This is a genomic window from Modestobacter lapidis (assembly GCF_054780755.1).
Window position 1 is genome coordinate 1 of sequence record NZ_BAAGVS010000036.1, and the last position, 20052, is coordinate 20052.

The window sequence follows — 20052 nt, forward strand, 5'->3', positions numbered from 1 at the left end:
GGGCGGGGCGGTGGCCGGCGCCGCGGCCCGGGGTGCTGCGGCCTGGTCGGGGGCCTGCTCCGGCGCGACGGGCGCGACGGGCGCGACGGGCGCGACGGGCGCCGGGGTGCGAGAGGTGCGCGAGGTGCGGGCGCGCGGGCTCGGCTTCCGGACGGGCGCGGCGATCGACGGCTCGTACGGGGCGGGGTCGGCAGGGAGCGGCTCGTACGGGAGGGGCTCGTACGACAGCGGCTCGTACGGGAGCGGCGCGTAGGAGAACGGCTCGTCCGTGAACGACGCGGGCTCGAACGCCTCGGGCTCGGCGGCCCGGTGCCGGGCCGGCGGCACGGAGGGCTGCGAGGAGAGGACGTGCGGCTGGCGGTGCCGGCCGGTGGTCTCCGGCCCAGGTCCTGCGTCGTACAAGGTGCTTCCCCCCGATGGTGTCCGCGTCCGTGCGGACTACAGCAAGGTAGTTCGGCTGGCGATGTGTGCCCAGCTGGTTACGGCGTGTCATGCTGCGACACGCCAGGGCGACGCCGTCCCGGTGTGTTGCGACCCGACCGTGACCGCCTCGACGGTTCCGCGGAACCGTCCGCCCGGGCGTTCCCGCGGGAACGCCCGGCGCGCTCGACTAGCGTGCGACCGGTGGAGATCCGTGAGCTCGCCGTCCCCGACAGCTACGTCCTGGACCTGGTGCCGCACGGCGATTCCCGCGGCCGGTTCACCGAGTGGTACCGCGCCGACGTGCTGGCCGAGGTGGCCGGCTTCGGGCTGACGCTGGCGCAGGCCAACCACAGCGTCTCGGCGCGCGGGTCGCTGCGCGGGGTGCACTTCGCGCTGGTGCCGCCCGGGCAGGCCAAGTACGTGTACTGCCCGGCGGGGAAGGTGGTGGACGTGGTGGTCGACGTCCGGGTGGGCTCGCCGACGTTCGGGGCGCACGACGCGGTGGTGCTCGACAGTGAGCAGCCGCGGGCGGTGTACCTGGCCGAGGGGCTCGGGCACGCGTTCGTCTCGCTGGCCGACGCCAGCTCGGTGACCTACCTGGTGTCCACCGGCTACTCGCCGGGGCGCGAGTTCGGCGTCCACCCGCTGGATCCGGCGCTGGGCCTGCCGTGGCCGGCCGACATCGAGTTCGAGCTGTCGCCCAAGGACCTGGCCGCCCCCACCCTCGAGCAGGCGCGCGAGCAGGGGCTGCTGCCCACGATGGAGCAGTGCTCGGCCCGGTACGCGGAGCTGCGCGCCGGCTGACTCGGCCGCGCCGGCGGCGGAGCCTTCCCGCGGCAGCCCAGCACCCTTCAGTGCGCGGCGCCGCTCAGGTTCAGCAGGACGACGCCGCAGACGACCAGGGCGACGCCTGCCACCTGCCCGGTCGTCAGCGGCTGGTTCAGGAAAGCCGCTCCGATTCCCACCACAGCGACCGTTCCCATGCCCGACCAGATCGCATAGGCCACCCCGACCGGGAGGGTCCGCACGACCTGGGCGAGAAGGAAGGCGGACAGCCCGTACCCGACGAGGACGACCGCGGCCGGCCCGGGTGCGGTGAAGCCGTGCGTGCGCGGCAGGAGCGACGTCGCGACGACCTCGGCGGCGATCGCGCAGGCCAGCAGCAGGTAGGCCACGGAACTCCTCGTCAGTTCGTACGTCCCCGTGCGCCGGCCGGGCCGGCACGGCGCCACAGCCATGCTGCGTGACGACGGTAACGAAGGCCCGGGTTGGGCGACCCGGTACGCCTGGTTCCGGAGCCCAAGGCCTCTTTCCAGCGCGGCCGAAGGCGGCCAGCATGAGGCCGAGCACGAGCAGGGGGCCCGGATGGACAGTCGACGATCCCCGGCGGTCGGCCTGGTCGCCATCCTGCTGGCGGCGATCGCGGCGCTCCTCGTGGTCCTGGGAGCCGCGAGTGCGATTGCCCTGGTGCAGGTGGACGACTCGGGCCTGTGGGACGACGCCGGCCCCGCCGTCGCACTGGCCGCGTCCGTCTTCGGCCTGATGGGCATGGCCCTCCGGCTCGTGGCGCAGGTGGCGGACGACGAGCGCACGGAGGAACAGCTCGACCGGTCGGGTGCGGCGATGGCGGCGGCCGAGGACCTGAGGCAACTCACCACCGAGCTCAGCTCCGGCTACCTGCGCAAGGACGACGTGGACGTCGAGGCGGCGCGCGCGGAGACCCGCGATCTCCTGGGCCGCCTCGGCCCTGACGAGGCGGCCGCGGAGCGGCTCAGGGCGGCCTTCGACGAGTTCCGGGAAGCCGTCGGCGCGAGCGGCGGTGACCTCCCGTGAGCCTCCGCGAGCGAGTGACCGCGAAGCCGCCGAGGAACGCGGCGCCGCCCGTCGATCCTCAGGTCACCGCGGCCGGTATCGGGCGATCGGGCAACGTTCGCGCTGCGCTGGTCAACGGCATCGCGGCGCTGCTCATCGGGATAACCGGCTACGCCAGTGGGGCGGCGATCAACGAGCAATCGGCGGGCCACCGTGCTGAAGAGCAGTCGATCACGTGGCAGCAGGAGCAGGAGGAGGAGCGTGAGAGCACCGTGTGTGCCGACGTCTACCTGGCGGCGAGGGCAAGGGCGAACAACGATCCGCAGGGCGTTCGCTTCCTGTTCCAGACCGGCCAGGAGGGCTCGTTGTTCAGCGAGGAGCAGCGTGAGACCTGCCCGGCCCACGAGGACGTGCTGGACGCCATCCGGCCGGCTCCGGAGGGCGGATGACCCACGGGGAGTGCGAACCGGCCGAGGTAGCCGCGGTGCCGTTGCGCCGGGAACGGCCCCGGCGGCGGGGTTCCCGATGAGTAGGTTGACCGCATGACGGCTGAGCAGCTCGACGACAGCGGCGAGGGGCGAGCCGGAGGAAGCCTCGGGGACGCGATGAGCCGCGTGGCGCGGCAGCTCCAGGAGGAGCACTGCGACGTGGAGGCCACCCTGCAGGCCATTGCCGCGTCGGCCGTCGCCACGGTCCCGAACGCGGAGCAGTGCGGTATCAGCTACGTGATCGGCCGCTCGAAGGTGGAACCACGGGCCTGGACCAGCGACCTGCCCAGGGAGGTCGACGGCCTACAGAGTCGCCTCGGGCAGGGCCCCTGCCTGGACGCGGTGTGGACGCAGGAGATCGTCCGGGTCGACGACGTCGGCGCCGAGCGCCGCTGGCCGCAGTTCGCGGCCGAGGCCTTCCGGATGGGCGTGGGCAGCATGATCTGCTTCCAGCTGTTCGTCGAGGGCGACCGGCTCGGCGCGTTGAACCTCTACGCCGCTGCGCCCGGGGCCTTCGACGACGAGAGCCAGGAGATCGGGCTGATGTTGGCCAGCCACGCCGCGGTGGCCCTGGCCGGCGCCGAGCACGAGCAGCACCTGCGCACGGGGATGTCCAACCGGGACGTCATCGGGCAGGCCAAGGGCATCCTCATGGAGCGGCACAAGATCACCGCCGATCAGGCTTTCGGTTTCCTGACCCGCGCGTCGCAGGACCTGAACCGGAAGCTCGTCGACATCGCCTTCGAGCTCACCGACACCGGTGCCGTTCCCACCGCCGGTCGGCGCCGGGACTGACGGCGCTGCGTACCCGCCCGGTAGCGCCTCCTGTGGGTCGTGTCGGCGGGGCCGGTCATGCCTAGCGCGCTTGACAGTTCAGAACTAGTTCAGAACACTGAGTTCATGACCACGACCCGGACGCTTTCGCAGTTCGTCCAGACCCCTACCCAAGTGATCGCCGACTTGGAGAAGGGTGATGTGGTCCTGACGCGTCGGGGAGCTGCATCACTGCGGTTGTCCAGAGCTGACAAGGTCGACGGTGAAGCCAAGGCGGTCTCGGCGCTTGCTCAGCTGCTTGGCGCATCCCTCGACGACGAGGTAGCTGACCGCATGGTCGACAACCTGGGTGACGCTTTCCCGTGGATCGATTTCCTCCCGCTGGAGCAGCGGCGCGAGTTTCTGAAGTCGTTCCTGCGGCTCGCCCGGGCATGCGCCTCTGTGAACAGCTTCGATCGACTCGGCATCCTCCTCGAGTCCTGGCAGGCCACGGCGGCGGCGTACGCGGACCCCTCCGTCACGGCGGATGGATCAGATCTGACCTACCTCGATGAGCCCGAGTCCGTGTCCGACCCCCGCCACGCGTGACTCGCAAGCGGGACGATGCGGTTCCGAGGCCGACGAAGAAGACGGAGTACCAGCTCGTCTTCTGCAGCCGGGAGGCTGTCAAGGGCTGGCAGGACTGCCTCGCCGCCGTGCGGAACGCGGTGGTCGACGCCTTCGACCGCCTGACTGCGCACCCGGAGGTCGAGACTCAGCGGCAGTATCGACTTCAGGGCGACTACGCGACGGGCACGTACGCCGGCGTGACGTATGACCGATGGCAGTACAAGATCAGTGATGGTGGCCGCATCTGGTACTTCGTCGACCACGCGATGTCCGGCAGCAAAGCCGGTTCGGTGCTGATCGAGCGCGCGGAGCCGGGCCACCCCAAGGGCACGGAGGCCTGAACCGCGCCCACGTGACGGGTCTGCAGCGAGAAGCCATGACCCGAAGGCCGCCCTACCGGCGCCTGTTGTCGCCGGCGAGTCCAGCGCATCCGCGGTTTCGGAGGGCGTCAGTAGGCCCCCGACCCGCGCAGCACCGCGCCGACGGTCTTCCACAGGATCATGAAGTCGTAGGCCAGCGACCAGTTCTCCACGTACCGGACGTCGATGCGCACCGAGTCGTCCCAGGAGAGGTCGGAGCGCCCGCTGACCTGCCAGAGGCCGGTGAGCCCGGGCTTGACCAGGAACCGGCGGCGCATGTCGACGCCGTACAGCTCGACCTCGGTGCCCAGCGGCGGCCGCGGCCCGACCAGCGACATGTCCCCGCGGACGACGTTGATCAGCTGGGGCAACTCGTCGAGGGAGTAGCGGCGCAGGAACTTCCCCACCCGGGTGACCCGCGGGTCGTCCTTCTTCTTGAACAGCACGCCGTTGCCGTCGTTCTCAGGGGCCAGCTCCTGCACCAGATTGTGGGCGCCGGGCACCATGCTGCGGAACTTCAGCATCGTGAAGGGCACGCCGCAGTGGCCGATCCGCTGCTGGCGGAAGAGCACCGGCCCAGCGCTCGTCGTGCGCACCGCGAGCGCGATGCCGATCAGCACCGGGGCGAGGAGCAGTAGCCCGACGAGGGCGGCGGTGCGGTCGACGCAGCTCTTGGTGAACCGGCGCAGCCCGGTCAGCTCCGGGCGCTCCATGTGCAGCAGCGGCAGGCCGGCGACCGGCCGGATGTGCACCCGCGGGCCGACGACGTCAGTGATCGCCGGCGCCACCAGCAGCTCGGCGTTGGTGTCCTCCAGCTGCCAGCCGAGGCTGCGCAGGGTGTGGCCGTCCAGTTCCTGGCTGGGCAGCACCGCTACGGTGTCGACCTCGAACCGCAGCACCACCTCGGCGACGTCGTCGATCCCGCCCAGCACCGGCAGCCCGTTGAAGGCGTCGAAGACCGGCGACTGCTGGTCGGCGGGCAGGCAGCAGCCGATCACCCGGTAGCCGCGGTCGGTGGCCCGGTTCAGCTGCTCGTCCAGAGCGGCCACGGCCCGGCCGTGGCCGACGAGCAGCGTCGTCTGCTGGTAGCGGCCCTTCCGGCGCTGGCGGTGCAGCCAGTGCCGGTGGGCCAGCCGCTGCGCCAGGGTCAGGACGGCGACCAGCGGCAGCGCCACGACGACGAAGCCCCGGGTCAGCTCCACGTCGAGGGCGAGGGTGGCGGTGCCGACGGCGGCCAGCAGCACCACGACCGCCGCGAGCACCCGCCGGTACTCCTCCACGCCCACCCAGAGGAAGCGCTTCTCGTAGGTGCGGGCGATCAGCAGGGCCGGCAGCCAGACCAGCGGCAGGAACACCGCGATCCACAGTGGCGGATCCGGCCGGCCGGTCTCGGCCCAGTCGAACCAGAGGACGTAGCCCACGGCCGCGGCGACGGCGGCGCACAGCACGTCGAGGAGCACCATGCGCCGCACGTAGGCCGGCTGCCAGGCGCGCCGGGCCGCCGTTCCCTCGCCACGGATGCCGGGCGCGAACCGGAACCAGCCCTCGCCCGCGGACTGTGCGCCCGAGCGGTCGACCAGGTCGATCGAGGCCATGCGCTACGTCCCCGCCGCGGCGCGACAGCGACCGGCGCGCGCGCCTGGCTGCCCAGCTGGAACTGTCACGTGCGGCCTTCCCCCGTTGGCGCAGTACTGGCGATCGCGGACCGCCCGGGACAGTGTCCCAGGGTTGGTTGCCGACCGCACTCAGTAGTTCCGGTGCCGATCGCGTCGGCCGGGGCAGGGCGTGGCCGCGAGCGCGGTCAGGCGGGGGAGGCGACGCCCAGCTCGGCCAGGCAGGCACGCACCGACGTCTCCCAGGGCGGCAGGGCAGGAAGCCCGGCGTCGGCCCAGCTGTCCAGGTCGAGCACGGAGTAGGCCGGCCGGGGTGCGGGGCGGGGAAAGGCGTCGGTGGTGGTCGGCAGCACCCGGTTGGGGTCGGCGCCGGCGAGCTCGAACACCAGCCGGGCGAGGCCGTGCCAGGTGGTGGCGCCGGTGTTGGTGGCGTGCAGCAGGCCGCGGGCGGGGGAGAGGGCCGCTGCGACCAGCCCGTGGGCCAGGTCGTGCGACCAGGTGGGGGTGCCGGTCTGGTCGTCGACGACGGAGACGGTGTCGCGCTCGGACTCCAGCCGCAGCATGGTGCGCACGAAGTTGCTGCCGTGGGTGGCGTAGACCCACGCGGTGCGCACGACGACGGCGTCGCCGCCGACCGCGGCCACCGCGCGTTCCCCGGCGAGCTTGGTGCGGCCGTAGGCGGTGCGCGGTGCCGGCTCGTCGTCGACCCGGTACGGCGTGGTGGCGTCGCCGGGGAAGACGTAGTCGGTGGAGACGTGCACCAGCCGGCCGCGGTTGGCGAGTTCCTCGGCCAGCCATCGGGGGGCCTCGCCGTTGACCACCATCGCGGCGGCCTCGTCGGTCTCCGCGGCGTCGACGGCGGTGTAGGCCCCGGCATTGAGCAGGATCGGGTGGTTGCCGCGGGCGCGGGCGTCGGCCAGCCAGGCGCGGACGACGGCCCGGGCGTCGGACTCGTCGGTGAGGTCGAGGTCGGCCCGGCCGAGCGCGGCCACCCGGTCATCGGGGCGGCCCGCCAGGACCGCCTGCAGGTCGGTGCCCAGCTGGCCGTTGGCGCCGGTGACCAGCCAGGAGATGCGCTCGCTCATGCGCGGGCGGTGGCCGCGGCGGCCTTGAGCGGTTCCCACCAGGCGCGGTTGTCGCGGTACCACTGCACGGTGAGCGCCAGGCCGTCCTCGAAGGTCATCCGCGGGGCGTAGCCCAGCGCGGCGGTCTTGGCGTAGTCGACGGAGTAGCGCAGGTCGTGGCCGCCGCCGCGGGGGTCGACGATGTTTTCGACGTAGGACCAGTCGCGGCCGGTGGCGTCGAGCAGTTGCGCGGTGAGCTCCTTGTTGGAGAGCTCCCGGCCGCCGCCGATGTTGTAGAACTCCCCGGCCTTGCCGTGGTCCACGACGAGCTGGATGCCGCGGCAGTGGTCGTCGACGAACAACCAGTCGCGCACGTTGGCGCCCTCGCCGTAGAGGGGCACCTTGTGCCCGTCGAGCAGGTTGGTGACGAACAGCGGGATGACCTTCTCGGGGAAGTGGTAGGGCCCGTAGTTGTTGCTGCACCGGGTGATGGAGATGTTCAGCCCGTAGGTCTGGGCGTAGGCACGGGCGATCAGGTCGCTGCCCGCCTTGGCCGCGGAGTAGGGGGAGTTGGGCTCGAGGAGGTGGTTCTCGGTCCAGGAGCCCTCGTCGATGGAGCCGTACACCTCGTCGGTGGAGACGTGCACGACCCGGCGGACGCCGTGGCGCAGCGCGGCCTCGAACACCTGCTGGGCGCCGAGCACGTTGGTGAGCACGAAGCCGGCGGCGCCGGTGATCGACCGGTCGACGTGCGACTCGGCGGCGAAGTTGACCACGACGTCGTGCCTGGGGAGCGCGGCGTCGAGGTCGGCAGGCGCGCAGATGTCGCCCTGCACGAAGCGGTAGCGCGGGTTGTCGGCCACGGGTGCGAGGTTGGCGAGGTTCCCGGCGTAGGTGAGCTTGTCGAAGACGGTCACCTCGGCGTCCTCGTAGCCGGGGTAGCCACCGGTGAGCATCGTTCGCACGTAGTGCGAGCCGATAAAGCCCGCGCCGCCGGTGACCAGTACTCGCATGGTGCACAACGCTAGCCATCGGGAGCGCTCGGCGCGGTTCACCGGGCCGGGTCTCACCCCGGGGAGTGAGGCGCGGCCGTGACGCGGCGCCGGGGGAGGGTGGCGAACCTACGGTCGGCCGATGCGCGGAATCATCCTCGCCGGGGGAACCGGTAGCCGGCTGTGGCCCATCACCCTGGGCGTGAGCAAGCAGCTCATGCCGGTCTACGACAAGCCGATGATCTACTACCCGCTCTCCACGCTGATGATGGCCGGCATCCGCGAGGTGCTGGTGATCACCTGCCCGGGCGACCAGGAGGCGTTCCGCAACCTGCTCGGTGACGGCTCGCGGCTGGGCATGCGGATCGAGTACGCGGTGCAGCCGGAGCCCGAGGGGCTGGCGCAGGCGTTCCTGATCGGCGAGAAGTTCCTCGACGGCCACGCGGCCGCGCTAGTGCTGGGCGACAACATCTTCTACGGCGCGGGCCTCGGGACGGCGCTGTCCCGGCTGCCCGAGCCGGACGGTGGGCATGTGTTCGCCTACCACGTGGCGAATCCGCAGGAGTACGGCGTGGTGGAGTTCGACCCGGATGGACGGGTGCTGTCGATCGAGGAGAAGCCGGCCCGGCCGAAGAGCTCCTACGCCGTGCCGGGGCTGTACTTCTTCGGGCCCGACGTGGTCGAGGTGGCCGCCGGCATCACGCCCAGTGCTCGGGGCGAGCTGGAGATCACCGCGGTCAACGAGCACTACCTGCGCCAGGGCCGGCTCACCGTGACGGTGCTTGACCGTGGCACCGCCTGGCTGGACACGGGAACCTTTGCGTCACTGCGGCAAGCCACAGAGTTCGTCTCCGTGGTGGAGGAGCGACAGGGGCTCAAGATCGGGTGCATCGAGGAGGTCGCCTGGCGCAACGGCTGGCTGGACGATGCAGAGCTGCGTGCGACCGGTACGCAGCTCGCGAAGAGCGGCTATGGCGGCTACATGCTCCAACTTCTGGACGGCTAGACGTTCTGGATAGACGGAGAACGACATCGCGACTCAGCTCAGGCACTGCCCCGCGATAGACCCCAAGCGGCGCATTACCATTGCTTTTCTGCGCGCCACCATTTAAGTAGAACAGCTAGAAGGAGATGTATCCCGCGTGGACCCGTAGGCTAGGCCACTAGCACCCCTAACGGCACGCCAGATCGGCCATTGCTCGATCAAGCATGGAAGGTCGATGGTCTAGTTGATCACACGGGCGGGCACTCCGACCGCAACAGACCCTGCTGGGATGTCCGCACGAACGACGGCATTCGCACCAATGACCGCGCCATCACCGATATTGACACCAGCTAGAACGGCAACGCCCCGGCCTAGCCACACCCCCCGACCGATGCGAATCGGACTGGCAACCATTCGCGAGGTTACTCCACTCTCGCTAACGACATGATTGGCATCCTGCAGAGAGCACAGCTCCGCAATCCTCGTCCCAGCCCCAATGGTGACGCCCTCCCTGACGGCGACTACCGATCCTGCCCCAATCGTGCAATCATCCTCGATGACCAGGCTGGCTTTCGGCCACACATCCATAACGACATTGGTGGCAATGTGAACACCTCGACCTATTTGCCACGAGCGCGACGGTGGCCAACGCAACCGTAGCCTCGGCTCGACCCCTAGGCTGCCGCCCGCCTTCCCGCCCCACGCGGCGATCTTCGCTCGAAGAATAAGTCCTCGCGAAAGGTTCTTAAAGTGGAATCCAGCAAACCAGAACTTCGTAGCTATGGTCATGCTTTTACCAGTGGCTTTCGGATGGCCATATCGCTCCACCCTTCATTCCGACCGGTTGCCCACCCCAGGCATTCCCGGCTGAAGGCCATAACACCCCACCCTCTCGATGCAGGTCGCTTCCCGGCGAAACGAGCCCGATCCTCCCAGTTCGAGGGCGCCCCTGGCAGCGTTCGTCCTCGCCGCATATCCTAAGCCCATGCTTCCTAGTTGCAAGCGCGATGCGCCCTGCTGCCGGTAGGCGCGGCGGACATAGCCGACCCGTGGCCACGTCCGCGGAGGCAGCTAGCGAACGCCATGGTCGCCGATCGGTTCAAGTTGGGAGCCTGGAACGACCGCAGCCTGGCGGCCTCAGCTACTCCTCGTACATCCTGGTCGTGGCCACTCTCTCTGCCACGTCAGCTGCGCTTCTCTGGTGGGCAGGCGCGCCGTTTGGAGGCCGGCTAGGCATCCTAATAGGTCTTTCGACCACACTGCTCGTGCAGGGCAGCCTGCGCGCAAGGTCAGAACTGATCATGCGCCGCGCCCCCGTCGGCGTTGTGGATATGGGCTTGGGCGCCATGTTCCTGGCCTGTGCTATGGCGACTTTGAACGTTCTTTCTAACCCGAACAGCTCGAAGCTGCACTCGTTCGGCTTGTCAAGTCTCGTGACTCTGCATAGCACTGGTCAAGCGGCCAACGTGCTATTAGTAAGCGCACTCGCTTGCACCATTGTCTCTGCAATTGGGCGCCGCCAGTCAGAATGCGATCTTAGGACGTCCCGGCCTGATCGCAAGTCGACGCACACGATCCTTCTAGTCCCGGCCATTCTGGCCGCTATGCAGGTCTTGGCGACGAGTCGCTCGACCGCGTTCTCTACGCGAGCGACCGAAACCGGAGCCGGCATTCAGTCACTCTTGTACTGGTGCATCCCTGCCGCCATAGCCGTGGGACTGTTGAATAAGCACTGGGAGTCCAAGCTCCGCCTATTCGTGGACTTGGCGCTTCTCGGTGTGCTTATAACGTCGGGCAATCGAAGCCCGCTGTTGCTCGTAGTGGCAGCTGTCGCTATCAGGCTGCTGCAGGGAAGTCGGAAACACATCCTAGCATTAGGCTTGCTCACGCCAGTTGCAGTCGTGGTGCTGAGCGCATTGTCGTTATGGCGAGGCGCGGTCAGCAGCGGACGGGAGACGGGGCTGTACGAGGCGATCCGAATTACCGTCTCAGATCCAGTGGCAATCGTATTTGGTTCTGGATTCGATACAGTGGAGGGCCTTCGACTGTCGGCCGCACTGGCGGATTCGGGGGTTCGCGCTCCATGGTGGTCACCGTTAATGGCCATAGGAAACTTCATCCCACGGGCCGTCTGGCCGGATAAGCCGCAAATATTCGGAAGTGAAATAGGTCAACGCCACCTAGGTCTAAGCACCAGCGGGATTTTCCTGAGTGGCCCTGGGTATGGCATATTGCTCACGGGCACGGTTATCGGCGCCGCAGTAGTGTTGGCCGCCTTCGCGATTGCAACGCGGCTCGCAGTCCAACGTCTCGGGCATCACTTATTCGTCGCTAGTGTTGGTCTATATCTCGCACTGCGATTCGTACTCGCTGGAGACCCGTTCGACGTAAGCAACGCACTCCAAGTCGCTTTGGTCTACGCGGGAGCCTATATGGTCGACCGCCATCGAAACGTAAGGGACAGACATGGTAACGGCGATAACCATCCTCTCTACCGCTGACTACAATGCAGCAGTGTGGACGAATAAGCAGCATATAGCGAGCCGACTGGCCGCCGCAGGACACCGGGTTCACTACATCGAGTCGTTGGGACTGCGATCGCCACGGCTCAACTTCGGGGACCTTCGTCGAATGCTAGGCCGACTACGCAAGGGGCGGCAGGGACCGGCGTTGGGTAGTCCGGCATTCCAGGACGGCGTGCATGTAATACGACCTATCGTCATTCCGTTCCACGGCATCCGCTTAGCGAGATGGATTAATCGAGCCATTACCCGTCACGTCATACTATCGAAGATCCCGACGGATGAACGGCAGGCGTTCTATAGCTTCTCACCGATCACCTATGGGCTTGAAGCGGCATTCAAAGTGCACCTCTACCACTCGGTCGACCTCCTACACGAGATCGAGGGCCTACCAAGAAGGGCGCTTCTGCGAGCTGAAGCTGCGCAGGTTGTCCGGGCCGACGCAACGGCCGCTAGTAGTCCCGTCGTCCATTCACATCTGAGCTCCCTTGGTGGCACGCCTGAGTACTGGCCGAACGTGGCGGATGTTGAGCTGTTTCGTTGTCGTCCAGACGAGGCGGGTCGCCACCCGACTGCTGTATTTGCGGGCCATCTGACTAAGAGCAAGGTCGACGTAGCCATCCTGCTCGCCGTTGCCGAAAAGGTTCCCCTGCGTCTAGCCGGCCCCATATCAGTCGATGGCTCCCGGCGTGACGAGCAGCTCTCTCGCCTACTCGGTCATTCGAATGTCGAATACCTAGGCAACCTAGGGCAGCGTGACCTGGCGAGATTGCTGAGGATGTGCACTGTTGGCCTCATCCCTTACGAGTTGAATGCTTACACGCGCGGCGTGCTACCGATGAAGGTCTACGAGTACATGGCTTCAGGACTTGCGGTGATTTCGACGGCGTTGCCGTCCTTGCGCGACACTGAAGGCGTCAGCCTGGGCACTAACGTAGGTCATTTCATTCAGCTCGTGGAGCAACATATCGAAGTTGACGGCATGCAAATCAGTGCAGCAGAGTCGCATGCCGAGGGGCATTCCTGGGAGCGCCGGATAAGGCAGATCGAAGCGACTCTTGCCGCACACCTCGAGGCGTGACCCGTGTTCATAATCCATTTTGTGAGTCCGTCCGATCCTCTCACGCTGGAGAACGGGAGTGCCATACTGACTGTGGCCCGGTCTCTAGCGGACGCGGCCATTGAGCAACGGCATGAGTGCTTAATCGTCGGCGGGGAAGGTCAGCCCGTGACTATTGAAAATGCGATTGGGTGGAGTCAGCGACCCCTAGATGGAATTTTTGGTCGTGCCGTAACTGCATCCAGGTGGACAATCGGAGCCTCCCCCGATTACCGACGCCTAGGTAGTGCACCGAGATCAAGCATAGGGCAGTACGCGGACTTGGTGATTGCGCACAACCAGCCATGGACGGGAGCGGCGCTACGTCGCCTATTCCCGCGCAGTAGGCTGGTCCTATACGTGCATAACCGGATTCTCAATGGGGTCCGAGCAAGGATCGCTCAGCGTCGCTTGGCAGATTTCGATCATGTGATCTGCGTGAGCAACTACATCCGCGACGACCTTGTCAAGCGAACAGGTATACCAGCAGGGAAGACCACCACCGTCTTGAACGGCGTCAATCCGCTGCGTTTCCCTAACAGGGATCGCGCAATTGACATCACGTTCGTTGGGCGCATGAGTGAGGAGAAGGGACCTCACGTCCTTCTCGAGTCGCTCGAATACCTCGGAGATCTGGGATCCTCGCTGCGAATTCAACTGATCGGCGCTAGTTGGTTTCACGGATCGGAAGCTCTAACAGATTACGAGAAGAGGTTACGCGCCTTGGCCGGGCGCTTACCTCAGGAGGTCAGCTTCGTAGGGCGGCAGAATCCCGCTGAGGTCGCTGAGCATTTCGCGGCGACTAAAGTTGCTGTGGTTCCCTCCATCTGGCCGGACCCCTGCCCTCTCACGATTTACGAGGCTATGGCTGCCGGGGCGGCGCTAGTAGCAACGGATACCGGTGGCATACCCGAACTCTGCGAAGGGGCGGCTGTAATCATCCCTCGCAATGACGCGCAGGCCTTGGCCAAGGCGCTCCGTAGTCTGTTGGTTAATCCAAAGCTTACCGCGAAGATCGCGTCAACTGGAAGAGCGCGGGCGCGTTCGAGGCCATGGTCAACCGTGTGGTCCGAAGCGCTTAGCGCGTCCGTGATCTGATGCTCAAACTGGCACGCAGTGTCTCCGCGTATGCCGCCTTGCCGTTGGTCGGATTGCTTACCGGACCCCTGCTCGCCCGATTACTGGGCCCGGAGGGCCGGGGCGTCCTTGCCGCGGTGCAGCAGCCGTTGAGCCTGGTAGAGGGCCTTGCCGCACTTGGGGCGCCCGCCGCTGCCACGTACTTCGTCGCTCGCGGTGTCAGCGCCCGAGCGGTGGTGCGCGTCCTATTGCCGCTGAGCTTGGCAGGGGGAGGGATCGCCTTTCTGGCGCTGGCGATCTGGGATGTTGCTGTCTTGCGGGGCCTTGGCGCGCCGATATGGTTGCTCTTAGTGGTACACGCGACTGTTACCCTGGGAGCGGTAATCAACCTCCGGCGTGGCGTACTCGGAGGCCTCGGGGCAATGTCAACCTTGGACGCTGAACGCGTTGCCCAGGCTCTTCTGCGGCTGATGACGATCGCTGGCCTCTGGCTGCTGGTAGTTGCCGATGGAGTCCTCGTCGCGGGCGCATTAGCCTTGAGCGGTCTCATAGGGAGCATGGTGCTCTGGAGACGTGGAATTGGGCACCACTCGCATGATGCCGCGATCACGCACGTGGCCCGAGGCGCAGCCTGGCGATATGCAGGGGCGGCGTGGTTTGGATCGATCGCCATCAGCGCGAACGCGCGGCTCGATCAGGCGGTGTTGCCACTCATCGCGGATCTCGAAGTTTTGGGATTCTATGCAGTCGCGGTGACGCTCGCGGAAGTACCACTCGTGCTCGGCACAGTGTTGTACCGGAACGTCTTTCAGCAGGCCGGCGGGGGCCAGCCATTCTCAGCGGCCATCAGGCAGGTGGGCCTGGCTGTCGGCTGTGCCGCTCTGCTTTGTCTTGTCTTGGGGGTGATCGTGAGCTGGATAGTCCCGGTCTTCTTCGGAGAAGACTTCGTACCGTCAGTCGGGGCAACCAGAGTCTTAGCGACAGGCACCGTACTGAACGTCTTGATGGCGGGTTTGGCGGCGTGGCTAAGCGGAAAGGGGCATCCCGGTAGGGCGTCATCCGCCTACTTGACGTCCATGGCTTTGAGTGCAGTGGGCCTGTTCATGATCCGAGGAGGCGCCGAAGTGGTAGAAGTTGCGGTTGTCTCGGTGATCGCGTCGCTGGGTGGCTGCATAGTTGCTGGGTGCTTGGTGACTCTTGAGAGGACGACTGTTGGAGCGAGAGCTGGCCATCGCGCATGACTATTTCACACAGTGGGGTGGCGCCGAACGCGTTGTCGAGACATGGCTGAAGACGTTCCCCGCGGATCGGGTCTATACCCTCGTCTCGTCGGACGTGCGGTCGCGAGACTTGGCTGCGCAGCGAATCGCTATATCGGAACCGTTGCATGGACGGGCTCGACGCGCGGTTGCGGGACGCCTCGAGATTGCTGCGCCGCTACTCCCGTGGCTAGCTCGGTCTGTCCGTGTACCGGACGAATACGACGTGGTGCTCGTCAGCTCGAGCGGGTTCGCCCATCTTCTTACTACGAAGGTGCCCATGGTGGTGTATTTTCATACGCCCGCTAGGTGGCTGTATGCGTCTGAGGACTACTTGCAGGGGCGTGGCGTGCTTACTAGAAGCATGCTGGCTCTGGGTACGCCACTGCTAAGTTCCATCGATAGGAGGGGCGCAGCCCGCGCTGCGGCTTTAGTCGCAAATGGGACGTCGTCGCAAAGACGGATCAAGGAAGCCTATGGGCGCGATGCGCCGATCGTTCATCCGCCGGTGCTACCGGTCTCCGAAACTTTGATGCCACCCAAGGAGATACTGCCTGAGGAATTCGCGCTCGTTATCGCCAGGGATCGTGCCTATAAAGGGGTGGGTCTCGCCATCGAGGCTTGCGAGTCCATCCGTATGCCGTTGGTCGTAGTCGGCTCCGGAAGTGAGCGGTACACAGCTGACAACATACTTGGGCTCGGTAGGGTGAGCGATCCAGTCTTAGCGTGGCTATACCGACGGGCCGCATGCTTGCTCGCGGTCGCCAAGGAAGACTTCGGTCTGACGCCGGTCGAAGCGGCGCTGGAAGGTACGCCAACTGTGGCGATTAACGCTGGGGGATATCGCGAAACCGTCCTGCCAGGGCAAAATGGATTGCTCGTTGCGGCGGAGGTCCACGCCCTGGGTCAAGCGATTAGCGATGTCGTGGAGACTAACTATAATGCGGGAGGCGTGGCTGCGACGGCAGAGCGGTTCTCCGTAAGTCGTCATGTTGATGCCATGCGGGCAGTTATCGAAAGTGTGCTGGCATGAGAATCCTCTTCGTGAGCAAACGCAACATGCTCACTCCGCAACGCGGCGGAATGGAAGTCTTCACCGATTCGCTCGCGACCGCGCTCAGGGCGAGAGGTCACACCGTGGACTGGCTACTGGAGGGGGAAGTCATGTCCATGGGGCGGGCGCCTAGATCCGCGCGCTCCGGCAGCGCCCGTTCGGAATCTTGGTCCGAGCGGTATGACGTTGCAATTAGCGTGAGCCATGCTGGGCGAGGGCTGGAGCGTTCTCCTCTGCCTATCGTCACGGCTTGTCACGGAACGGGCATGATGGAGTTGATGTCTGCGTTCGCGGCATCGAAGTCGGCGGTTGGCGTTGCACGCGTGCTGAAGCGGTTGCTTCTTCTACCGTTGGATGTGCGCAGATGGCGGCGAGCGTCGGTCGTGGTGTCAGTGGGTGAGCAGGTTCAAGAATCGCTCGCTAACTGGCCCTATTGCCGCAGTGACGCGATCCTAATACCAAACGGTGTGGAGTCGGTCGGGGCGGAACGTGAGGCCCGGTCGATCTCTAGTTTACCCGAGAGTCTTAACTACTTCCTCTATGTCGGACGGTTGGCCGCCGATAAGAACGTACACTTCCTGCTCCAGGTAATGCAGCGTTTGCCTGACGACGGCCCGGCGTTGGTTATTGCTGGGAGTGGACCCGAGGACGCCGCATTGCGATTGGAAGTTAAAGACGCGAACTTGGGGGCCCGAGTTCGCTTCCTGGGGGATATTGACCGAGCTGAGGTATTGGCGTTGATGGGTAAAGCCAAGGCGGTCGTATTCCCTGGTGTTCGCCGAGAAGGGCTATCCATCTCGCTCTTAGAGGCTCTGTCAGTGGGCTCGCCGATCGTAGCAACAAGAGTCGCGGCACCGCCTTCACTGGCCGCCTCGGGCATCCAAGTGTTGCCGTTGGAGGCCGGCGCGTGGTCGGACACGCTAGTCGATGACCTCGACCGGACGAGCCTGCCAGGACGATTTACGATGTCCGCCTGTGTGGATGCTTACGTGCAGGTGTTGCGGCGTGTAAGTGAGGAACGGCGACACGATGTCCAGTAGGCCCCATGCTCTCTTCGTAGTTCGACGTGACTTGTTCCGGCCGAGCGAAACGTTCATCTATGAGCAGGCGGCTGCCTTCCGCAAGTTCGCGCCTATCCTTGTGGGCGGTGTGGTTGGAGAGCCAACACCTGGTCACGCCTTCGACACAACAACGGCGCGGGGGGCGGAAAAGCTCGTGCATTCCGGCCAGGGCGCCGCCGTCCTTGTGCACTTTGGGGTGGATGCTGACATCGGGATTCGGTTAGCCAAGGCGATAGGCGCTCCGTGCTTCGTGGTACTGCACGGGTTCGACGTCACCCGATCTTCTTGGTCTTTGGTGCGCTCTGGTAGGCCGAACCTCGTTCGCTACGGTTTCACTCGCGATCGTTTGTGGTCGTCGGGTGCACAATTCCTGGCTGTCTCAAGCTTCATTCGTGATCAGGCGCTTGCTTTGGGGTGTCCGAGCGAGATCGTACGAGTGCACCATGTTGGTGTGCGGGTCGAGGGAGGGGTTCCTGAGCGCAAGCGTTCAGGAGAACTTCCCCTTGGACTCGTGCATGTAGCTCGACTCGTGGAGAAGAAGGGGACCTCTATACTGCTCGATGCTCTGGGGCTGTGGAAGCAGGGCGGAGGGAGCTTTCGGCTGACCGTCATTGGCGATGGGCCAATGCTGGGTTCACTGAAAGCGCAAGCCTTGAGGCTTGGCATTCAGGAGGTGGTCACCTTTGCTGGCCGGCTGGAGAATCGCCGCACGAGGGCAGCCATCGCTGATGCGGATGTGCTGGTTCTTCCGAGCGTTACAGCGCGCTCAGGCGATGCCGAGGGATTGCCGACCGTGGTTCTAGAGGCTGCGTCAGTGAGTACGGCAATCGTTGCCACCGATAACGGTGGCACTGCGGACTTCGTCCACGATGGGGAGTCTGGGCTCTTGGTGAAACAAGGCGACCCGGTCGGACTCCTCTCCGCGCTTCGGCGTCTGGATCAATCGGCCAGGTTCAGGAATGAACTTGCGTGGCGCGCGAACGCGCTCGCTCGGGAAAAGTTTGACATTTATCGTCAGACCGCGATCCTAGAAGGTCGTCTAGAACGTGCCATCGAGGGCTATCCGGGAATGGGGATGTGATCCCGCGTTCGGTTCGCGTGTGGATGGCCCACAGGGGCGCGATGTGGGCGCGCCGGTGGTGCTTCTCCTCATCCCTGCTGACAATCATCAGAAGGAGGGGGCTCGCCGCGGTGGTGGTGATGTAGGGGTCGCCGTCGTCCACTGCCGCCTTTGGTGGTTCGCTGTGGCCGATCGGCGGGATGTGTGGCTTGGATTCCTCATGGCTGTTCGGTTGGGCCCGGTCGAGGTCATGGTATGCATTCGACTCGCCGAGGGCGATCGTGTGAGTAGGTTTCTAGGGCGTGGGCTGGCGAGGGATAGGCCTGCCTTTGGGTAGGATGTCTCGGTCGCCTGGTTAATGTGCAGCCTCCGAGGGATCCGCCAGACCGTTCAGGAACGAGGAAGCGATGGACGCCCGAGACGTGTTGGTGGCGCTGCGGAGGGGCTGGTGGCTCCCAGCGGCGGGTCTGGTTGTCGGCGGGGTCGTGGCGTTGGTCCTGAGCCTGTTGCAGACGCCGCAGTACACATCTCGGACGCAGTTCTTCGTCTCGACGACGGGTTCGGGTAGTACGTCCGACGTTTTCCAGGGGAGCCAGTTCTCGCAGCAGCGTGTTGCGTCGTACTCGCAGTTGCTGACGGGTGAGGAGATGGCAGGCCGTGTCGTTGATAGGCTCGGCTTGGAGATGTCCAATAGCGAGCTAGCGCGAAAAATCACGGCGTCAACTGTTGCGGATACCGTACTCATCGATGTCGCTGTGAGCGACTCTTCCGCAGAGCGGGCGCAAGCGATCGCGGAAACGCTCGGTGATGAGTTCGTGGAGTTGGTGCGACTGCTGGAAACGCCGGCGTCGGGAGCTTCGCCGGTCAAGGTGACGGTAACGGATCGTCCGGAGCTGCCTGCGACAGCCAGTTCTCCGAAGACGTTGGAGAATGTGGCCCTGGGCCTTATCGTGGGTCTGCTGATTGGGTGCGCCTTAGCGATTGCACGGACCCGCTTGGACCGATCCGTCCGTGATGCGGAGGAGGCCTCCGAATTGGCTGCGGCCCCGATCGTCGGGGTCATCCTCCGTGACGAGGCACTGCAAACTCAGCACACCATCGACCGTGATAGCCAGAGCCGAACGGCCGAGGCATACCGCCAGCTGCGGACGAACCTGCAGTTCCTCAACGTCGATGAGCCGCCGAAGGTCATCATGATCTCCAGTGCCGTCCCGTCCGAGGGCAAGACGACCGTCGCCGTCAACCTCGCGCTGACGCTCGCTGAGACGGGCCGGCAGGTCACCCTCGTCGAGGGCGACCTGCGCCGTCCCCGGGTCACCCGCTACCTGGGCATGGTCGGCGGGGCCGGGCTCACCAACATCCTGGCCGGGAGTGCTGAGCTCGAGGATGTCCTGCAGCCGCACGGCGACGGCAACCTTTCGGTGATCGCGGCCGGCCCGACGCCGCCCAACCCCAGTGAGCTGCTGGCCTCCAGTCACATGTTCAAGCTGATCGACGATCTGCGCGGCAAGAACGACTTCGTGCTCATCGATGCGCCGCCGCTGCTCCCAGTCGCCGACGCCAGCGGCCTGGCCGTCATGGTGGACGGGGTCGTGCTGTCCATCCGCTACGGCAGCACCCGCAAGGAGCAGCTGCAGCAGAGCCGCGCGACGCTCGACCGGGTCGGCGCCCGCACGCTCGGCGTCATCCTCAACATCGTGCCCACCAAGGCGGAGATCACCTCCGCCTACGGATACGGCTACAGCTACGGCTACGACGCCGACCGCACCACCAAGCGCGACTGACCATCGCCCCCGCACGT

The 20052-nt window shown here is 65.8% G+C and carries 20 protein-coding genes; 14 read left to right on the plus strand and 6 right to left on the minus strand.

Translation table 11 applies throughout. From position 1 onward, the window contains the following. A partial coding sequence (locus ACYVG5_RS20895) for a hypothetical protein (protein WP_460683513.1) occupies positions 1–402 on the minus strand: 402 nt, incomplete at its 3' end. A gap of 222 nt (positions 403–624) precedes the next feature. On the opposite strand from ACYVG5_RS20895, the gene ACYVG5_RS20900 reads away from it, so the two are divergent. Then, positions 625–1227 (plus strand): dTDP-4-dehydrorhamnose 3,5-epimerase family protein, encoded by a 603-nt coding sequence (locus ACYVG5_RS20900; RefSeq protein ID WP_222050544.1) that lies wholly within the window; start codon positions 625–627, stop codon positions 1225–1227. Positions 1228–1274: 47 nt separating this feature from the next. Here the strand turns inward: ACYVG5_RS20900 and ACYVG5_RS20905 are convergent, their stop codons facing one another. After that, positions 1275–1598 (minus strand): DMT family transporter, encoded by a 324-nt coding sequence (locus tag ACYVG5_RS20905; RefSeq protein WP_222050543.1) that lies wholly within the window; start codon positions 1596–1598, stop codon positions 1275–1277. Positions 1599–1788: 190 nt separating this feature from the next. Between ACYVG5_RS20905 and ACYVG5_RS20910 the strand changes: the two genes are divergently transcribed. The 5 genes from ACYVG5_RS20910 to ACYVG5_RS20930 all read left to right on the plus strand — a co-directional run bounded on the left by ACYVG5_RS20910 (position 1789) and on the right by ACYVG5_RS20930 (position 4447). Further along, positions 1789–2256, plus strand: coding sequence for a hypothetical protein (locus tag ACYVG5_RS20910; RefSeq protein ID WP_222050542.1), 468 nt, complete (start codon positions 1789–1791; stop codon positions 2254–2256). Beyond that, positions 2253–2684: a hypothetical protein gene (locus tag ACYVG5_RS20915; RefSeq protein ID WP_222050541.1), complete on the plus strand. Its 432-nt coding sequence runs from the start codon at positions 2253–2255 to the stop codon at positions 2682–2684. Before ACYVG5_RS20910 ends, ACYVG5_RS20915 begins: the two co-directional genes overlap by 4 nt. 93 nt (positions 2685–2777) lie before the next feature. Next, positions 2778–3518: a GAF and ANTAR domain-containing protein gene (locus ACYVG5_RS20920; RefSeq protein ID WP_222050540.1), complete on the plus strand. Its 741-nt coding sequence runs from the start codon at positions 2778–2780 to the stop codon at positions 3516–3518. 105 nt (positions 3519–3623) lie between these two features. Then, positions 3624–4085, plus strand: a complete 462-nt coding sequence (locus ACYVG5_RS20925) for a hypothetical protein (protein WP_222050539.1) — start codon at positions 3624–3626, stop codon at positions 4083–4085. Then, positions 4082–4447, plus strand: a complete 366-nt coding sequence (locus tag ACYVG5_RS20930; protein WP_222050538.1) for a hypothetical protein — start codon at positions 4082–4084, stop codon at positions 4445–4447. Before ACYVG5_RS20925 ends, ACYVG5_RS20930 begins: the two co-directional genes overlap by 4 nt. Positions 4448–4554: 107 nt before the next feature. Here the strand turns inward: ACYVG5_RS20930 and ACYVG5_RS20935 are convergent, their stop codons facing one another. From ACYVG5_RS20935 to rfbB, 3 genes are all read right to left on the minus strand, one after another. Next, positions 4555–6060 (minus strand): sugar transferase, encoded by a 1506-nt coding sequence (locus ACYVG5_RS20935; RefSeq protein ID WP_222050537.1) that lies wholly within the window; start codon positions 6058–6060, stop codon positions 4555–4557. A gap of 206 nt (positions 6061–6266) precedes the next feature. Beyond that, positions 6267–7163, minus strand: a complete 897-nt coding sequence (gene rfbD, locus ACYVG5_RS20940) for a dTDP-4-dehydrorhamnose reductase (protein WP_222050536.1) — start codon at positions 7161–7163, stop codon at positions 6267–6269. Further along, on the minus strand, positions 7160–8155 hold the full coding sequence (gene rfbB, locus ACYVG5_RS20945; protein ID WP_222050535.1) for a dTDP-glucose 4,6-dehydratase: 996 nt from the start codon (positions 8153–8155) through the stop codon (positions 7160–7162). The genes rfbD and rfbB overlap by 4 nt, the downstream gene beginning before the upstream one ends. A 121-nt stretch (positions 8156–8276) precedes the next feature. On the opposite strand from rfbB, the gene rfbA reads away from it, so the two are divergent. Beyond that, positions 8277–9140: a glucose-1-phosphate thymidylyltransferase RfbA gene (rfbA, locus tag ACYVG5_RS20950; protein WP_222050534.1), complete on the plus strand. Its 864-nt coding sequence runs from the start codon at positions 8277–8279 to the stop codon at positions 9138–9140. A gap of 219 nt (positions 9141–9359) precedes the next feature. On the opposite strand, the gene ACYVG5_RS20955 is transcribed toward rfbA, so the two are convergent. After that, positions 9360–9908 carry an acyltransferase gene (locus ACYVG5_RS20955; RefSeq protein ID WP_222050533.1) on the minus strand — a complete coding sequence of 183 codons (549 nt, stop codon included), beginning with the start codon at positions 9906–9908 and terminating at the stop codon, positions 9360–9362. Between the two features lie 1881 nt (positions 9909–11789). On the opposite strand from ACYVG5_RS20955, the gene ACYVG5_RS20960 reads away from it, so the two are divergent. The 7 genes from ACYVG5_RS20960 to ACYVG5_RS20990 all read left to right on the plus strand — a co-directional run bounded on the left by ACYVG5_RS20960 (position 11790) and on the right by ACYVG5_RS20990 (position 20035). Next, positions 11790–12722, plus strand: a complete 933-nt coding sequence (locus ACYVG5_RS20960; RefSeq protein WP_222050532.1) for a glycosyltransferase — start codon at positions 11790–11792, stop codon at positions 12720–12722. Between the two features lie 72 nt (positions 12723–12794). After that, the gene (locus tag ACYVG5_RS20965; RefSeq protein WP_460683515.1) at positions 12795–13838 is read left to right on the plus strand and encodes a glycosyltransferase family 4 protein; all 1044 of its coding nucleotides are present in this window, start codon (positions 12795–12797) and stop codon (positions 13836–13838) included. Beyond that, positions 13838–15058 (plus strand): oligosaccharide flippase family protein, encoded by a 1221-nt coding sequence (locus ACYVG5_RS20970; protein WP_222050530.1) that lies wholly within the window; start codon positions 13838–13840, stop codon positions 15056–15058. The genes ACYVG5_RS20965 and ACYVG5_RS20970 overlap by 1 nt, the downstream gene beginning before the upstream one ends. Then, positions 15030–16109 (plus strand): glycosyltransferase, encoded by a 1080-nt coding sequence (locus ACYVG5_RS20975; RefSeq protein WP_222050529.1) that lies wholly within the window; start codon positions 15030–15032, stop codon positions 16107–16109. The genes ACYVG5_RS20970 and ACYVG5_RS20975 overlap by 29 nt, the downstream gene beginning before the upstream one ends. 11 nt (positions 16110–16120) lie before the next feature. After that, positions 16121–17170 carry a glycosyltransferase family 4 protein gene (locus ACYVG5_RS20980; RefSeq protein ID WP_222050528.1) on the plus strand — a complete coding sequence of 350 codons (1050 nt, stop codon included), beginning with the start codon at positions 16121–16123 and terminating at the stop codon, positions 17168–17170. Further along, the gene (locus tag ACYVG5_RS20985) at positions 17160–18272 is read left to right on the plus strand and encodes a glycosyltransferase (protein WP_460683514.1); all 1113 of its coding nucleotides are present in this window, start codon (positions 17160–17162) and stop codon (positions 18270–18272) included. Before ACYVG5_RS20980 ends, ACYVG5_RS20985 begins: the two co-directional genes overlap by 11 nt. Positions 18273–18658: 386 nt before the next feature. Next, positions 18659–20035, plus strand: coding sequence for a tyrosine-protein kinase domain-containing protein (locus ACYVG5_RS20990; protein WP_222050526.1), 1377 nt, complete (start codon positions 18659–18661; stop codon positions 20033–20035). Positions 20036–20052 lie beyond the last annotated feature (17 nt).

Coding starts and splice junctions, on each gene's coding strand:
- ACYVG5_RS20990 (WP_222050526.1), top strand. CDS start 18,659: ATGGACGCCCGAGACGTGTTGGTGGCGCTGCGGAGGGGCTGGTGGCTC.
- rfbD (WP_222050536.1), bottom strand. CDS start 7,163: ATGAGCGAGCGCATCTCCTGGCTGGTCACCGGCGCCAACGGCCAGCTG.
- rfbA (WP_222050534.1), top strand. CDS start 8,277: ATGCGCGGAATCATCCTCGCCGGGGGAACCGGTAGCCGGCTGTGGCCC.
- ACYVG5_RS20910 (WP_222050542.1), top strand. CDS start 1,789: ATGGACAGTCGACGATCCCCGGCGGTCGGCCTGGTCGCCATCCTGCTG.
- ACYVG5_RS20920 (WP_222050540.1), top strand. CDS start 2,778: ATGACGGCTGAGCAGCTCGACGACAGCGGCGAGGGGCGAGCCGGAGGA.
- ACYVG5_RS20935 (WP_222050537.1), bottom strand. CDS start 6,060: ATGGCCTCGATCGACCTGGTCGACCGCTCGGGCGCACAGTCCGCGGGC.
- ACYVG5_RS20955 (WP_222050533.1), bottom strand. CDS start 9,908: ATGACCATAGCTACGAAGTTCTGGTTTGCTGGATTCCACTTTAAGAAC.
- rfbB (WP_222050535.1), bottom strand. CDS start 8,155: ATGCGAGTACTGGTCACCGGCGGCGCGGGCTTTATCGGCTCGCACTAC.
- ACYVG5_RS20970 (WP_222050530.1), top strand. CDS start 13,838: ATGCTCAAACTGGCACGCAGTGTCTCCGCGTATGCCGCCTTGCCGTTG.
- ACYVG5_RS20925 (WP_222050539.1), top strand. CDS start 3,624: ATGACCACGACCCGGACGCTTTCGCAGTTCGTCCAGACCCCTACCCAA.
- ACYVG5_RS20985 (WP_460683514.1), top strand. CDS start 17,160: ATGTCCAGTAGGCCCCATGCTCTCTTCGTAGTTCGACGTGACTTGTTC.